Genomic DNA, 13,731 nt, shown 5'->3' with positions numbered 1-13,731 from the left:
TGCGGGGACATGGCAACGACTGCGACGTGACGGTGAACTGCGCCGGGGGCTGGCGCGGCTAGTGCTGGCAATTCTTGCGGTGCAAGCGGTGTATTGGCTGGCCGTGCGCCCGCTTTTGGGGGCACCCGAGCTGCCCGATACGCTGTTCGAAGTCAGCTCGGTAGAAGCAGCGCAGATTGCCACGCCCGACCGCGCCGGGATCGAAGCAGCGCAATTCGAACCGGCAGAATTCATGTTCACCGGCTGCTGCGACCCCGCCTATTACGCGGTGCGGCTGACCTTCGATCTCGATCAGCCGATGCCCGACGGCGTGGGCATGACGCCCAGCATCCAGGCGGACAATGCACGGGTCTATCTCAACGGCCATCTGATCGTGAACGACGGCGCGATGGCCCTGCCGCAGCCAACGATCGAGCGGTTGCGCAATATCTGGTTTTTCTCGCCCGACCTGCTCCGTCCTGGAACCAACACGGTCGAAATTGTCACCGTGCGGGCCACCATGCCTTACACCGATGTGACCGAGCCGCGCATCGGCCCATGGCCCGATATGAAGCGCGCCTTCGGCTGGCGCGAGTTCCAGTTTGGCGAGCTGAGCTGGATCGGCATTTCAACCTGCTTGGTGCTGGCGCTCGCGGCGCTGGTGCTGTTCCTGCGCGGCGGACGCAATCCGGCATGGTTCTGGCTGGCCGTGCTGACGAGTGCATGGGGTCTGCGGCTCTATCTCGCCTTCTGGGCCGAATTTCCCCTTGGCGGCAATGGCCGCGTGCTGGTGTGGAGCGTGACGATTACGCTGGTCGCGCTTGGCTGGGCCAGCTTTGCCAATGAATGGGGCGGCAGGCCGGTGCGCTGGTTGCGCTATGCCTTGCCTGCGCTCACCGCCGCCAAGCTCGGGCTCAACGCCGTGGCGCTGTACACCTACCCTTCGCCCGAGGGGTATGACACCAGCAGCCTGATCGATCTGTGGGGCGGTGTGCTGCTGGCGGGCATCGCCGTGCTGCTCTTGCTGCGCCACGCTTTGCTGTTCGGCCTGCGCCATGCGCTGGAAACCGCGCTTTTCCTGCTGCTGGCCATGCTGGTGGGGATTGAGGCGCTGCAGACCCTGCAACTGGTCAGCCATGTCGGCGGACTGGAATGGACCGCGCCGCTGATCTTCGTCGCTTTCGCGGCCTCGTTTTTGTCGCGCAATATCCGCCTGTTCCGCTCGATGGAGGAATATAACGAGCAGCTCGCAACCGAACTCGCGGCGCGCGAGAAAGAGATCGCCGACGCTTACGCCGAACGGCAGGAAGTCGCGCGGCAGCAGGCGCTGCTGACCGAACGCCAGCGGATCATGCGCGATATGCACGATGGCATGGGCGGGCGGCTGATGAGCATTGCCGCGCAGCTCAAAGCGCAAGGCAGCGCCGCGCCGCCGCCCGCAGCCCTCGCTGATGAACTGATGGAGGCACTGGACGAACTGCGCCTGATTGTCGATTCGCTCGATACCGCAGGCGATGATCTGGGGATGGCGCTGGGCGCGTTCCGCGCGCGGATGGAAAGCAAGCTCGCCGCCGCCGGGATCGAAAGCGAATGGACGATTGACGAACACGCCGCCGAAACCACGCTATCGGCGACCGCCATTCTCGATATCTACCGCATCATGCAGGAAGCTTGCGCCAATATGTTGCGCTATTCGGGCGCGGACCACTTCGAAGTCGCGCTGCGCGCACGCGAGGATGGGGCGGTAGTACTGGAAATGGCCGACAATGGCATAGGGCTGGAGGGCGATGCTGACCAAACCGGCGGCAAAGGCCTTGCCAATATGCGCAGCCGCGCGGCGCGCCTTGGCGGGCAGATCGCCTTTGCCGTGAACGCACCGGGGCTGAAGATCAGCCTGCTGCTCCCTCCCGCCGGGACTTCCGCCACTCCCACGCAATAACCAGCATAAGCAGCGCGTCGATCGCGGCATAGATCCACGCGAGCCGTCCGGCACGGTCATTGCCTTCGACCATGCTCGTTTCCTGATCGGCGGGATCATAGACCACATCGATCGACGCGCCGTCGTAGTCGACGCTGGAAAAGGTCACCCAGTCCACGCTGTCGCGACCTTCCAGTGTGCGCGTTGCGCCCTGATAGCAGTAGGTGAGCAGATATTCGTCGGCGAAGCGCCCATCGGTGCGGTGCCGCTCGATCACTGCGGCGCGCACCGCAAAACCTTCGGCGTGGAGCCGCTGCTGCGTCTGCCAGACCGACCAGAGCGGATAATGCGCCGCTGCCCAGCCCAGCACGAGGCCCAGCACCAGCGTGATGACGAAGGCGGGGCCGATCCAGCCCTTGGGCGCCTTGGCCGCTGACTGGCCGGAGGGGGCGGGACTGGAGGACCGGTCATTATACGGATGGCGTGCCAGCCATTGCGCCAGTTCCTCCGCCAGCCTGATCCGCCAGGCAGGCGACACTTTCCCCACCAGTTCCATCCGGCGCGAAAAATCGGCGCGGCGCGGGTCTTTGCCGTTGGCGCTTTGCCCGGCGTGGAGCCGCGCGCCCTCTGCCGCGGCGACATCGCACACCAGACGGTACAGCAGCGCCTCGTCATCGGCAAAGCGGGTTTCGGCCAGCACTTGCCCGCGCTCGGTGACGCGCAGCCGCCATCCGTCCGGCGCAAGCGGTTCGATATGCGATCCGCCATCGTGCCGCGCGGCAAAGTGCAGTGGATAGTCCGCAGGCGCGAGGCCCATCCTTGCGATCATGCTGTCATACCGGGCGCGCAGCGCGCTGCTTCGATCCATGCCGCGCTTTCTAACTGCCCGCAAAGCCGCAGCTTATTCCCATGGATTGGGGAATTTCGAAACCCCGCGATCGGGCACACAACGGGGGCAATCTGACGCATCCCATAAGGACCGAGCCTGTGCTTTTCCCGATCAATGGCCATCGCCGCCCTCTCCGCTTTGTCGTGACCGCTTCGGCGCTTGCCATGGGTGTCGCGCTGTCAACGCCCGCGCTTGCCAATTGCCCCTTTGTCACCGCCACTGATGTCGAGTGCACCGGCCCCAACCCCAACACCACGGTCAACAATAGCGGCGCAGGCGCGCGCACCGTAACCGTGGCGCAAGGGGCGAGCGTTTCCTCCGGCCAGACGACGGTGATCGCGCAGGGCACCCCATCGACGATCACCAATAACGGCACCATCGCCACCGACAGCAGCGCCGGATCGAGCGACTATGCAGCCGCGCTGGCAACGTCCAACACCGGCACCGCGCGGATCGTCAACAATGCAGGCGGCGTAATTTCGGCAACCGGCACCAATGTGATGGGCGCGCGCTTTATCACGCAGAACGGATTGGCGGAACTGGTCAATGCCGGGACGATTTCGGCCAGCGGGACGAGCAGCAGCGGCAGTTTTGGTCCGCGCGGGGTTGCGCTGTTTGCTAGCTCCTCGGATGCGCGCATTATCAATAGCGGGTCGATCACCAGCACCTCGGTCGGCGTCGCAATTGACCATTCGGGCACAGGCGAGACCTATGTCTCCAACGCCAGCGGAGGAGTGATGTCCGGCGCTGCGACCGGCATCTATATCCGCAATGCGCGCGGGCCGGTGCAGGTCGACAATGCGGGCCAAATCCTGCGCACCAGCACCGGCACGGGCGGCTTCCTGCCCGCCGCCCTGGCGATTTTCGACCAGGACCCGGGAGCCACCGGCACGCAAGTCATCATCACCAACAGCGGCACCATCGGCAATGCCGGGCCCCTCGGAAGTTTCGCAATCTATGCCGCTCAAAACGCCAATGGCGTGCTGGAGGTGAACAACACCGGCACAGTCAATGGTGATATCGTCCAGTTCGGCGGGCTCTTGGCGCTGATCGACAATGCCGGGACAATCAATGGCAATATCCAGACCGGCGCGGGCGATGACACTGTGATCCTGCGTGGTGCCAACGTAGTGATGAACGGCCGGCTCGATGGCGGGCTGGATGCCGACACGCTGCGTTTCACCGGCGTTGATGGTTTGCTGTTCACCCAGAACCAGCAGACGTTCCGGTTCGAGAATATCGTTCTCGAATCGGGCACGCTGCGCTTCAACGGGGCCTCTTTCGAGACCTTTGGCAGCGAAGGCATTGGAGCCTTTACGACCCAGGCAGGCGCCACGCTGGCGGTGACAGGCGCGCAGAACAGCGTGTTCTTTGCCGATGGTGGCACCACGACGATTGACGGAACGCTGGTGCTTGATCCGCTCGCCCGCCTGTTCCTCGGCGCGGGGACGGGCGTCTCGCATGATTTTCTCGCCACCAGCGGTTCGACCACCCGCTTCGTGCTCGACACGGTGAGCGGCTCGACGGGCTTTAGCGGCCAGATCCACGCGACCAACATCGCTTTCCAGTCAGGCAGCGTGATCGACCTCGATGTGCGCGATCTCGATCTGCTGGTGAACGGGCGCGCCTTCGATGTTGCGGTCGCCACCAATAGCCTTACCGACGCCTCGGGCGCGATTACCGACAACAGCGTGCTGTTCGATTTCTCGAAGCAGCTCATCGGCGGCAACACGCTGCGCATCACGATGGAGCAACTGCTCTCTATCAGCGACACGATCAATCCGGCCGACCCCAACTCCGCCGCGCTTGCCGGCGCATTGCAGGGCCTGATCGATAGCGGATCGCCCGGAGGCAATGCCGTTTCCACCGTGCTCGGCGGGTTCAGTACGGTTGAAACGCTGGCCGCAGCGGTCGCGGATTTTGCGCCCGATAGCAGCAATATGCTCGCGCTGGGCGGCCTCGCCATGGTCGATCCGCTGCTCGCCAATGTGCGCAGCCGCGCGGCCAGCCATGCGATGAACGAAGGGGGTGTCCAGTTATGGCTGACAGGCGGATTGTTCTCCCGCTCCAGCGATGCAGAAGGCATGGCGCTGGGGTTTGACGGAGACGGCACGAATTTCGCTTTTGGCGGCGAAGTGCGGCTCGGCGGAAGCGGCGCGCTGGCATTGGGCCTGGGCTACGACCATGCGAGCGGTGATTTTACCAATGACGGCGCGCGTTCCACCGCCGATCTCTCTGCCGACCGGGTTTTCGCCTACGCTTTCCTGCCCACCGGCCCGCTGCGCCTCAACGCCACGCTCGGCCTCGGCTGGGGCGAGGCGGACACGGCGCGCGCGATCCTCGTGCTGGGCGATACCGCGACCGGCGCGACCAGTCTCGACAGCAGCTTCGGGCGGCTGGAGCTGGGCTATGATCTGGGCAGCGGCGCGTTTGTGCTCACCCCGCTGGCGGGCATTCAGTTCGCCTCGGTTAATGTGGATGCGTTTGCCGAAACCGGAGCGGACGGGGCGCTCTCCTTCGCCGAACAGAGCCTCAATTCGACCCGCGCCGATATTGGCCTCGGCCTGCGCTGGGCCGACACGGATGCGGAGCGCTCCGGTTGGCGCATCGACGCGGCGCTGCGCTATGCAGGCGAGCTCAATGATACCGGCGCCCCGCTGCGTGCGCAGTTCGTGGGCGGCGGCACCGGCTTTGACTGGGCGACGGGTGATCTCCCGGGCAGCGCGGTGGAACTGGATGCGGGCGCGCATTGGCGGATCGGCGGGCTGGGCACGCTGTCGCTCGCCTATCGCGGCAGCTTTGCCGGCGGCGCGGACGCCCACGCCGGAATGCTGACATTATCGACCGGTTTCTGATACACGAAGGAGCAAATCCGATGAATGACTCACCCAAACTTGCCACACGTTCGTCAGGCTGGCGCAGCTGGGGCGGCGCGGTGTTTGCCGCCGTCTGGGGCGCGCTGGCGGCGCTGCTGGTGCCCGGGCCGGAGCGCGGTTTTATGGAGGAAGCAGCGGAATATTCGGGCAAATTGTTCGGCACCGGGATGGTCTATGGCCTGATCGCGGCGGCGATTGCCCATGTGCTGATCCTGCGCGGGCAGAGCCGTTCAGCGAAGGTGACGACTTATCTCGCCGGAGCACTGGTGGGCGGCTTCACCGCAATGCTCGTCAATGGCTGAGCGATGACGCGCAGCTTGCCCACCGATGGCGGTGTGTTCGCTATCGCAGCCATCGCCCTGCTACTGTCCGGCTGTGCCACGGCAAGCGGTCCTGTCCCCGTACATTACGGCAATAGCGACGCGCTCGATGCGTGCGGTGCATGGGGCGAGGCGCGGGGCGCGGACATTCCTGTGCGGATTGCACCCGCCAGCACGGCGCGGATCGTCTATCGCCTGCCCCCGGGCGAAGGCTTCTGGCTGTGCGACGGCACCGATGACGATGCGTGGATCGGCATCATTGTCGAACACAATCCGTTAATCGGCGACCAGACTGGCGATCCGCAATGCGGTGCTGCCGATCTGGTCGATCCGCGCCAGCCCTATCGCGGGCCGTGCCTGTCGGGCTGGGTGCCCGCCGAAGCGGTAATCTTGATCGCTAGCTAGATCCGGTGCTCGCCGCGCACCCAGCGCACGGTTCCGCTGCTGGAACGCATCACCACGGTTTCGGTGGTGAGGATGCGTTCGCCATTGGCGCGCTTCTTGCGCTTGACGCCCTTCAACAGCGAGCCGTCGGTCACGCCCGTGGCAGCAAAAATGCAGTCGCCCTTGGCCAGATCGTGCAGTTTGTAGATGCGGTCGAGGTCTTCGATGCCCCATTTCGCCGCCCGTGCGCGCTCGTCGGCGTTGCGGAAGACGAGGCGGCCGTTGAACTGCCCGCCGACGCAGCGCAGCGCGGCAGCGGCCAGCACGCCCTCGGGCGCACCGCCCTGGCCCATATACAGATCGATGCTGGTGTCCTCATCAGTGGTGGCGATCACGCCTGCCACGTCGCCATCGCCGATCAGCACCACGCCGCAGCCCAGCCCGCGCAGTTCGGCGATCAGATCGGCGTGGCGCGGCCGGTCGAGCACGCAGACGATAATGTCCTTGGGCTGCACACCCTTGGCAGCGGCCACCGCCTGCACATTTTCGGTCGGCGTCTTGTCGAGGCTGATGACATCGTCGGGATAGCCGGGGCCAACGGCGATCTTGTCCATATAGACATCTGGCGCGTTGAGGAGGTTGCCTTCCTCCGCTGCCGCCAGCACGGCGAGCGCGTTGGGCCCGGCCTTGGCGGTGATCGTCGTGCCTTCGAGCGGGTCCAGTGCGATGTCGATCTTCGGCCCCTTGCCCGGCGCGCCGCCAACCTTTTCGCCGATATAGAGCATCGGTGCCTCGTCGCGCTCGCCTTCGCCGATCACCACGGTGCCATCGATATAAAGCTCGTCAAAGGCGCGGCGCATGGCTTCCACGGCGGCGGCATCGGCGGCCTTCTCATCGCCGCGGCCGATCAGATCGGATGCCGCGATGGCCGCCTTTTCGGTCACGCGCACCATTTCCAGCACCAGCACGCGGTCGATGACGCTCTTGTCTTGGCTCGTCGAATTCATCTGCAATTCAGCCTCTCTGCCCGATTTGCGGCCCGCTTAGGCCGGAGGTGTGTCAATGTCGAGAACAGCGCTCCGGCTTTTGCTGATTCCGTCGGGATTGGCATTCGCGCTGGCCTGTTCCTCTGCTGCCATGGCGCAGGAGACTTATGGCCCGGTGCTGGAAGAGCCGGAGGCAGACAGCGCGCCTCCGCTCACCGAGACGACGCCCCGCACACGGCAATGCGATACCGCGCCAAGCGGGGATGACGTCATTCTGGTGTGCCGCGAGCTGGAGGATGACGAGGCCTACCGCTCGCCCCTGCCCGCGCCCACCGCATCGGACCGCACGATCATTCCCGGCCTCACCGATCCGCCGTGCTGGGTGACCAATCCGTCGGCGTTGGGAACGCCCGGCTGTATGCGCTTCGGCTATGTCCCGCCGCCCGCGATCATCGTCGATCTGACGCAGTTCCCTGAACCGCTCGATCCGGAGGATGCGGCTGCGGTGTCGGCGGTCGCGGAGGAACCCGCAGCGCCAAGCCCGCAAACGGGCGAGAGGGTGCCGATCGATCTGACGGACGAGCAATGAATCGGTGCGGCGTGATCGTGGCCAGTTCGGTAGCGGCGGTGTGGCCGATGGCCGGTTCCGCTCAGGAAGCGGATGCGCAGGCAACGCACAATCAGCCCAGAATCACGGCGCGGGAAGAAGAGGCTTGCGGCCAGAACTTCACCGACGCGAACGTCATCACGGTTTGCGGGCGGCGCGACCAGACCGAGGAGTATCGTTCCCCAATTCCGCGTCCCGTCGATCCGCAGATCCGCATCCTGCCCGGCTTCGAACCGCCGCCTTGCGAAAACCACCTGCTGTCTTTTTGCGGACGATTTGGTGGCGGGAATTCCCGCCCGGCGGAAGTGGTCGACTTCTCGCGGCTTCCCGAGGCGCTTCCTGACGAGGTGGCCGAGCGCGTCACCGCCGCGCCTGAAACTGAACCATTGCCGGAGCCGTTGCCGGAGCCTGAACCGGAGCTCAGCCCAGCAACCACATCACCAGCGGTGCCTCGCTAAGGCTGGGGGAGCCGTCGAGCAGTTCCAGCGCCTTGGCGACGCTGCCTTCGGGGCCTTCATGCGTCACCATGGCGACCAGCACCGGCTCTTCGCTTTCGGCCTGCCGCCCTTGCTGGATCAGGCTTTCGATGGACACGCCCGCATCGCGCATCGCGGCGGTGATTTCGGCGAGGACGCCGGGGCGGTCGGCCACCATCAGCCGCAGATAGGCGCGATTGCGGCGACCGGCGGGGTCTGCGCGCACCGAGTCGGCGAGCATGGCCACCGGCAGCGAGAAGGCGGGCGGCGTGTTGCCGCGCGCAATATCGATCAGGTCGGCCACCACCGCGCTCGCCGTGGGGCCATCGCCTGCGCCCGCCCCTTCGAACAAGAGCCGACCGGCGAAATTGCCCTCGGCCACCACCGCATTGGTCGGCCCGCAGACGCCTGCCAGCGGGTGCGTAGCGGGGACGAGACAGGGCGCGACGCGCTGGAACAGCTGCGGGCTCGGCGCACTGTCGCAATCAGCAAGGCCGATCAGGCGGATCACATAGCCCAGCGCCCGCGCCTGTGCGATATCGGCGGCGCGAATGCGGCTGATGCCGGTCGTGTCCACGGCGGCGAAATCCAGCTTCGTGCCGAAGGCGAGCGCCGCGAGGATCGCCAGCTTGTGCGCCGCATCCACGCCTTCAATGTCGAAGGTCGGGTCAGCCTCGGCATAGCCCAGCGCCTGCGCTTCCCCTAATACCTCTGCGAAATCGCGGCCCGTGCTTTCCATTTCGGAGAGGATGTAATTGCAGGTGCCGTTGAGGATGCCGTAAATCCGCTCGATCCGGTTGGCCGCCGCGCCTTCGCCGATGCCCTTGATCGCCGGAATACCGCCAGCAACCGCCGCCTCGTAGCGAATCGGCGCGCAATGCTGTTCGGAGAGCGCGGCCAGTTCCAGCCCGTGATGCGCGACCATCGCCTTGTTGGCGGTGACGAAGGCCTTGCCTTGCGCCAGCGTCTTGCGCGCGAGCGTCAGCGCGGGGCCGTCCGACCCGCCGACCAGTTCCACCACCACATCGACATCATCGCGCGCGGCGAGCGCGGTCATATCGTCTTCCCACGCAAAGCCGGACAGATCGACCCCGCGATCCTTGCCGCGATCGCGCGCGGAAACGGCAGTAACGGCAATCGCGCGCCCTGCCCGCCCGGCAATCAGACCGGCATTCGCCTCCAGCAGACGAATCACCCCTGCGCCCACTGTGCCCAGTCCCGCCAGCGCGATTCGCAAAGGCTCTGCCATGTACCGTCTCCATTGCTGAACGAGCGGGCGCGTTAGTCAGCGGGCGCGGGCTTGGCCAGAGCAATTAAAGTTTCAGGTGAAACGGCGGGTGCAGGGGCCGAGCTGTTGCAGCACGAAGGCGTAATCGGCGCGCGCGCGGCTCTGCGATTCGCGGTCGTTCTGGAGGAAGGCACCGGCAGGCAATTCGCGCGGCAGCGAGCAGGCGAAGCGGAACCAAGCCAGCGATTCGGCTTCCGGCGGGCGCGCCGTGCTATCGACGATTTCGCCCAGCGATACGCCCCATTGCGGGGCCTGCCCGGGGCGGCGAATCACCGATAGCGAGACCGGCGCGCCGTTGGCGGTTTCCACAAACATCTGGGTTTCCGATTCGCCCGCCAGATTGCCCGCAATGGAAATCACGTCGCGCACGCCGGTGATCGCAGGGGTGGCATCGGCGGCGGCGAGCTGGCGCAACACGCGGCGCAGGCGCGCTTCGATGATCGGGCCGGAGGGGAAGAAAGCGCGGGTGGAAACCAGCTGCACCTCACCCGGGCGGCCGGGAACCTGATCGGCGAAAATGATGTAATCGCGCTCCTCGATATCGGGCACGCCGCCATCCGCCTCGCGGTCGATATCGGTAACAAAAACAAGCGTCCCGCCAATGCCGCCATTGGCAGCGAGCAGGTTGCGGGTGAGCGATTCGATATACAGCCGCGCGCGGGAGACAGGCACATCGGGCGCGCGTTCTGGCGGAAAGGTGCGCTGATCCTCAACGGTAACGATGGCGACGATATCCGCCTCCAGCGCGAAGGTCACCAGATCGGCATAGGTCGGGTCCTCGCCCAGGCGTAGCTCATACGAAACCGGCGCCGATTCGCCGCGCATTTGTGCGGGCAACGCGGTCGCGCAGCCCGCCAGCAAAAGTCCGGCGATTCCCGTAATAATGCTGCGGACCAGCAACTGGGGGCGGATAACTGCGCGCGGAACGATCATGCCGGAACCTCTACCTGGTAAACCTCGTGCCGCCATGGCACAGCTGCACCCTGCAGGCGAAGGGAATTGCGCGTGAATTGCGAATGAACCGATAAAGCGTTTGCCCATATCCTTCGCAATCGTTAAGGCCTCAACGCGCAGGTCCAGACAATCATAAAATAATAAGCCTGTGGCCAAACGGGCACATAAAGTGTCGCGGCCCGTTGAGCATCCGGCGTAACAAATGGCTGGACAACAATTCGCTGCGGCTGGCAGGGAGCGTTCCTTGTGAGTTGCGAAAGCCGGGTTTCCCGGCGTTGAAAACGGAGTGAAGGGACTGGATGGCTTACGCTGACCAAGAGATGAGCGGTAATCGCATGATCGCGATTATCATCGTTGCCCTTATCCACATCGGCATCGGCTATGTGCTGATCACCGGCCTCGCCTATTCGGCGGTCGAAAAGGTGATGGAGCGGGTGACGACGGTGGATATTGAGGAACCGGAAGAGCCGGAGCCGGAGGAAGAGCCGCCGCCACCGGAAGAAATGCCCGAAACCGTGCCGCCGCCACAATATGTGCCGCCGGTGCCGATCGATCTGAACCAGCGCCCGCCGGATTCGCCGACGTCGGACACGCCGCCGCCGCCGGGACCCCCGCCGACGCGCGTGCCGCCGCCCGGACCGCCTCCCGGCCGCCGCCAACGGTTGACCGTTCGCGTGCGCTGGCTCCCGACGGGCAGCAGAGCTGGACTCGCCGGATCATTGAGAACTATCCGTCGCGTGCCCTTCGGCGCGAGATTCAGGGCAACGTGGGCGTCACTGTCACGGTGGGCACCAATGGCCGGGTTTCCAGTTGCCGCGTGACGCGTCCGGCTGATCCGATCTTGGACGAAGCCGCGTGTGACGATTTGACCCGTTTCGCCCGCTTCACACCGGCGTTGGATCGCGATGGCAATCCAACAACGGCGACGTGGTCAACCACTATTGTTTACCAGATCAACTAATTAGCGAAATTCTCTAGGAAGAGGACACACAGCATGCTTATCGAACTTCTCACCAATGCGGCGACTGAAGCGCCCGCTCAAAACTTCGGCTTCTGGGAAGCCATGGAAGAAGGCGGCCCCGTCGCTTGGAGCATCCTTGCCGTCATGATCATCATGTCGGTCGGCTCGTTCTACATTCTCATCACCAAGTATTTCGAACAGAACAAGGTGATGAAGGAATACCGCACCAACCGTGCCGCTTTCTGGCGCGCTGGCTCGCTGCGGGAAGGCGCAACGAAGTTCGACAAGAACTCCGCATGGCGCCAGCTCGTCGATGACGGCATCCGTGCCGGCGAAGAATCGTCCAAGATGGATGACAGCCTCGAATCGCACGATTGGCTGCACGGTACGCTTGCCCGTTCGGAAGCCTCGATCAACGCCTCGCTGGCCGGTGGCCTGCCCTTCCTCGCCACCGTGGGTGCAACCGCTCCCTTCGTCGGCCTGCTCGGCACCGTGATCGGGATCTACCGCGCACTGATCAAGATCGGTGCGACCGGTTCGGCCTCGATCGACCAGGTTGCCGGCCCCGTGGGTGAAGCACTGATCATGACCGCTATCGGTCTGCTCGTCGCTGTGCCTGCCGTGTTCGCATACAACTATCTGCAGTCGCGCAACCGTCGCATCGCGGCGATGCTCTCGGGCTTCTCGACCGACCTGCAGGCGAACATCACCTCGAACGGCCAGGTGAAGCCGGCTGTGCAGGCGCCTGCCACGGCTCCGGCCAAGGCTGCTCCTGCTGCCGCTGCGCCGACCAAGAAGGCCTGATCGGTCTGCATATGAAAGGGCGGGCGCTTCTCATGCTGGCGCCCGCCGCTTCCCCGATTACGTGAGATAGGACGAAACACATGGCAATCAGTTTGGGCGGCGAAGAGACGCCGATGTCCGACATCAACACGACGCCTCTCGTGGACGTCATGCTGGTGTTGCTCATCATCTTCCTGATCGCGGTTCCGGTCGCCATCCAGACGGTGGAAAAGCTGGAAATCCCGATCATCGCTACGGTCGAATCCGAAGACAAGGTGGAGAACCTGCTTATCACGGTCACCACGACCGATGCCGAAGGCCGTTCCCCGCGCACGATCCGCTCGGGTTATTCGGGCGCCTTCCGTGGCGGCGAGTGCCGGGTGTTCTTCAACAACACCACGCTGGTCGACTCGGCCGAATTGTATGACGCTGCGTTCGAGCGACTCGACAATATCGTGCAGAATTATCCGGGCGGCGCAGAGGAGATCGTGAACGATCCCGATGCCATTCCGCAGGTGCACATCCGCGCCGACGTAGAAGCCCCTTGGCGCTGTGTGGCAGGCACGATCTTCAACGTGCAGGCCGCCGGTTATCCGACCATCGCATTCATTTCGAACCCGGTGGATCCCAACGGCCCGTAAGGGACGTGGACCGGCGAACAGATAATTTAGGAGTACGCATCCATGGCAATGTCAGGTGGCAGTGATGACGGATCGCCGATGATGGAAATGAACATGACGCCGTTGATCGACGTCTTGCTCGTCCTCCTCATCATGTTCATCATCACGATCCCGGTCGCGACCCACGCGATCAATATCGACCTGCCCGCACCCAACCCGAATCCGAACCAACCCGAGGTCGATCCCATCACCAACAAGGTGGTGATTACCGAGGATAACCAGATCCTGTGGAATGGGGAGCCGCTCGATCAGGAAGGATTGAGGTACAATCTGCAGCAATCGCTGGCGCTGCCGGTGGAGCCTGAACTGCAGTTCGAACCGATGGCCAATGCCAGCTATGATCTCTCGGCCCGCGTGCTGACAGAGATCAAGAATTCGGGCGCGACGAAGTTCGGCTTTGTCGGCAACGAACAGTACCGCACCTTCGACTGCGGTGGCTGCGCAGGCCTCCAGGCCGCCGAATAGGCTGCAACAGTCCTAGCGACAGGAAAAAGGGCGGCTTCGGTCGCCCTTTTTTGTGCCTGCATTTTTGCCCACAACGGACGGGTTCGATTGGCGTGGCGCGCGAAGGCGGTTTGACAAACTCCACAATGCATGATGTTATGTCATAACATCTTTGGGAGAATGCGA

The 13,731-nt window shown here is 64.3% G+C and carries 15 protein-coding genes; 11 read left to right on the top strand and 4 right to left on the bottom strand.

The genetic code is table 11. From position 1 onward, the window contains the following. Positions 1-61 precede the first annotated feature (61 nt). A complete protein-coding gene (locus tag GC121_RS05710; protein WP_151973166.1) occupies positions 62-1,918 on the top strand; it encodes an ATP-binding protein in 1,857 nt (618 codons plus the stop codon). Here the strand turns inward: GC121_RS05710 and GC121_RS05705 are convergent. Next, entirely contained in the window at positions 1,869-2,765 is an 897-nt protein-coding gene (locus GC121_RS05705; RefSeq protein ID WP_151973165.1) for a hypothetical protein, read from the bottom strand. The two genes, GC121_RS05710 and GC121_RS05705, sit on opposite strands and share 50 nt — an antisense overlap. A gap of 119 nt (positions 2,766-2,884) precedes the next feature. On the opposite strand from GC121_RS05705, the gene GC121_RS05700 reads away from it, so the two are divergent. Genes GC121_RS05700 through GC121_RS05690 form a run of 3 tightly spaced genes read left to right on the top strand, consistent with a single transcriptional unit; the run spans position 2,885 to position 6,387 of the window. After that, a complete protein-coding gene (locus GC121_RS05700; RefSeq protein WP_199857768.1) occupies positions 2,885-5,641 on the top strand; it encodes an autotransporter domain-containing protein in 2,757 nt (918 codons plus the stop codon). Positions 5,642-5,661: 20 nt separating this feature from the next. Continuing rightward, positions 5,662-5,964, top strand: coding sequence for a hypothetical protein (locus GC121_RS05695; protein WP_151973163.1), 303 nt, complete (start codon positions 5,662-5,664; stop codon positions 5,962-5,964). Between the two features lie 3 nt (positions 5,965-5,967). Further along, positions 5,968-6,387 (top strand): hypothetical protein, encoded by a 420-nt coding sequence (locus GC121_RS05690; protein ID WP_151973162.1) that lies wholly within the window; start codon positions 5,968-5,970, stop codon positions 6,385-6,387. Here the strand turns inward: GC121_RS05690 and glpX are convergent. Beyond that, entirely contained in the window at positions 6,384-7,373 is a 990-nt protein-coding gene (glpX, locus tag GC121_RS05685) for a class II fructose-bisphosphatase (protein ID WP_151973161.1), read from the bottom strand. The two genes, GC121_RS05690 and glpX, sit on opposite strands and share 4 nt — an antisense overlap. A 130-nt stretch (positions 7,374-7,503) precedes the next feature. Here glpX and GC121_RS05680 point away from each other — a divergent pair, with 130 nt between their 5' ends. Both GC121_RS05680 and GC121_RS15245 read left to right on the top strand, forming a co-directional pair. Beyond that, positions 7,504-7,941 (top strand): hypothetical protein, encoded by a 438-nt coding sequence (locus GC121_RS05680; RefSeq protein ID WP_151973160.1) that lies wholly within the window; start codon positions 7,504-7,506, stop codon positions 7,939-7,941. Positions 7,942-7,958: 17 nt separating this feature from the next. After that, entirely contained in the window at positions 7,959-8,417 is a 459-nt protein-coding gene (locus GC121_RS15245) for a hypothetical protein (protein WP_199857767.1), read from the top strand. Here GC121_RS15245 and GC121_RS05670 read toward each other — a convergent pair. Next, on the bottom strand, positions 8,380-9,684 hold the full coding sequence (locus GC121_RS05670; protein ID WP_151973158.1) for a homoserine dehydrogenase: 1,305 nt from the start codon (positions 9,682-9,684) through the stop codon (positions 8,380-8,382). The genes GC121_RS15245 and GC121_RS05670 overlap by 38 nt on opposite strands. 72 nt (positions 9,685-9,756) lie before the next feature. Beyond that, the gene (locus GC121_RS05665; RefSeq protein ID WP_151973157.1) at positions 9,757-10,656 is read right to left on the bottom strand and encodes a hypothetical protein; all 900 of its coding nucleotides are present in this window, start codon (positions 10,654-10,656) and stop codon (positions 9,757-9,759) included. 320 nt (positions 10,657-10,976) lie between these two features. Here GC121_RS05665 and GC121_RS05660 point away from each other — a divergent pair, with 320 nt between their 5' ends. From GC121_RS05660 to GC121_RS05645, 5 genes are all read left to right on the top strand, one after another. Further along, on the top strand, positions 10,977-11,498 hold the full coding sequence (locus GC121_RS05660) for a hypothetical protein (RefSeq protein WP_339390060.1): 522 nt from the start codon (positions 10,977-10,979) through the stop codon (positions 11,496-11,498). Continuing rightward, positions 11,444-11,638, top strand: coding sequence for an energy transducer TonB (locus tag GC121_RS15840; RefSeq protein ID WP_339390058.1), 195 nt, complete (start codon positions 11,444-11,446; stop codon positions 11,636-11,638). The genes GC121_RS05660 and GC121_RS15840 overlap by 55 nt, the downstream gene beginning before the upstream one ends. Positions 11,639-11,671: 33 nt before the next feature. Beyond that, the gene (locus GC121_RS05655) at positions 11,672-12,442 is read left to right on the top strand and encodes a MotA/TolQ/ExbB proton channel family protein (RefSeq protein ID WP_151973156.1); all 771 of its coding nucleotides are present in this window, start codon (positions 11,672-11,674) and stop codon (positions 12,440-12,442) included. Between the two features lie 80 nt (positions 12,443-12,522). After that, on the top strand, positions 12,523-13,062 hold the full coding sequence (locus tag GC121_RS05650; protein ID WP_199857766.1) for a biopolymer transporter ExbD: 540 nt from the start codon (positions 12,523-12,525) through the stop codon (positions 13,060-13,062). Between the two features lie 42 nt (positions 13,063-13,104). Continuing rightward, entirely contained in the window at positions 13,105-13,566 is a 462-nt protein-coding gene (locus GC121_RS05645; RefSeq protein WP_151973155.1) for a biopolymer transporter ExbD, read from the top strand. Positions 13,567-13,731: the final 165 nt, after the last annotated feature.

The sequence above is a fragment of the Erythrobacter sp. EC-HK427 genome (genome assembly GCF_902498745.1).
Lineage (GTDB): Bacteria > Pseudomonadota > Alphaproteobacteria > Sphingomonadales > Sphingomonadaceae > Alteraurantiacibacter.
Note: the sequence above shows the minus strand (reverse complement) of the source record. Positions and strands in the feature narration are given on the sequence as shown.

Bases quoted from the DNA above. Each gene is read 5' to 3' on its own strand.
- GC121_RS05645 (WP_151973155.1), top strand. From the start codon at position 13,105: ATGGCAATGTCAGGTGGCAGTGATGACGGATCGCCGATGATGGAAATG.
- GC121_RS05660 (WP_339390060.1), top strand. From the start codon at position 10,977: ATGGCTTACGCTGACCAAGAGATGAGCGGTAATCGCATGATCGCGATT.
- GC121_RS05655 (WP_151973156.1), top strand. From the start codon at position 11,672: ATGCTTATCGAACTTCTCACCAATGCGGCGACTGAAGCGCCCGCTCAA.
- GC121_RS05680 (WP_151973160.1), top strand. From the start codon at position 7,504: ATGGCGCAGGAGACTTATGGCCCGGTGCTGGAAGAGCCGGAGGCAGAC.
- GC121_RS05705 (WP_151973165.1), bottom strand. From the start codon at position 2,765: ATGGATCGAAGCAGCGCGCTGCGCGCCCGGTATGACAGCATGATCGCA.
- GC121_RS05665 (WP_151973157.1), bottom strand. From the start codon at position 10,656: ATGATCGTTCCGCGCGCAGTTATCCGCCCCCAGTTGCTGGTCCGCAGC.
- GC121_RS05690 (WP_151973162.1), top strand. From the start codon at position 5,968: ATGACGCGCAGCTTGCCCACCGATGGCGGTGTGTTCGCTATCGCAGCC.
- GC121_RS05695 (WP_151973163.1), top strand. From the start codon at position 5,662: ATGAATGACTCACCCAAACTTGCCACACGTTCGTCAGGCTGGCGCAGC.
- GC121_RS05650 (WP_199857766.1), top strand. From the start codon at position 12,523: ATGGCAATCAGTTTGGGCGGCGAAGAGACGCCGATGTCCGACATCAAC.
- GC121_RS05670 (WP_151973158.1), bottom strand. From the start codon at position 9,684: ATGGCAGAGCCTTTGCGAATCGCGCTGGCGGGACTGGGCACAGTGGGC.
- glpX (WP_151973161.1), bottom strand. From the start codon at position 7,373: ATGAATTCGACGAGCCAAGACAAGAGCGTCATCGACCGCGTGCTGGTG.